Consider the following 438-nt stretch of genomic DNA (forward strand, 5'->3'; position numbering starts at 1 on the left):
CGGCACGGGCGTCGCCACCGCGCGCCGCAGCAGCGGGCTGTACCACCGCTTCATGACGGCGACGAGCCAGTTCTCCTTCTCCTGCACACGACCGGTGATGCAGATCGCGATCAGTGCGGGCACCAGCGTCAGCGACAGCACGAAAGCGGCAGCGAGCGCGAGGATGACAGTCAGCGCCATCGGCTCGAACATCTTGCCTTCGACGCCGGTGAAGGTGAGGAGCGGCACGTAGACCAGCAGGATGATGGCCTGGCCATAGAGGCTCGGCTGCACCATTTCCACGGCAGAGGCCCGCACCGTCTCCAGCCGTTCGTCGCGGGTCAGCACGCGGCCGAGCGCGTGCTGTTTCTCGGCGAGATGGCGCAGGCTGTTCTCGGTGATGATGACCGCGCCGTCGACGATCAGGCCGAAATCCAGCGCGCCGAGGCTCATCAGATT

The 438-nt window shown here is 66.2% G+C and carries 1 protein-coding gene; it reads right to left on the reverse strand.

Annotation, left to right across the window (positions count from 1 at the left end; translation table 11 throughout):
• Positions 1-438: efflux RND transporter permease subunit (locus V6F78_RS22290; protein ID WP_332728358.1), on the reverse strand; the 438-nt coding region annotated here is incomplete at both ends.

This window comes from Pseudomonas sp. ESBL9 (assembly GCF_036668715.1).
GTDB classification, from domain to species: domain Bacteria; phylum Pseudomonadota; class Gammaproteobacteria; order Pseudomonadales; family Pseudomonadaceae; genus Aquipseudomonas; species Aquipseudomonas lundensis.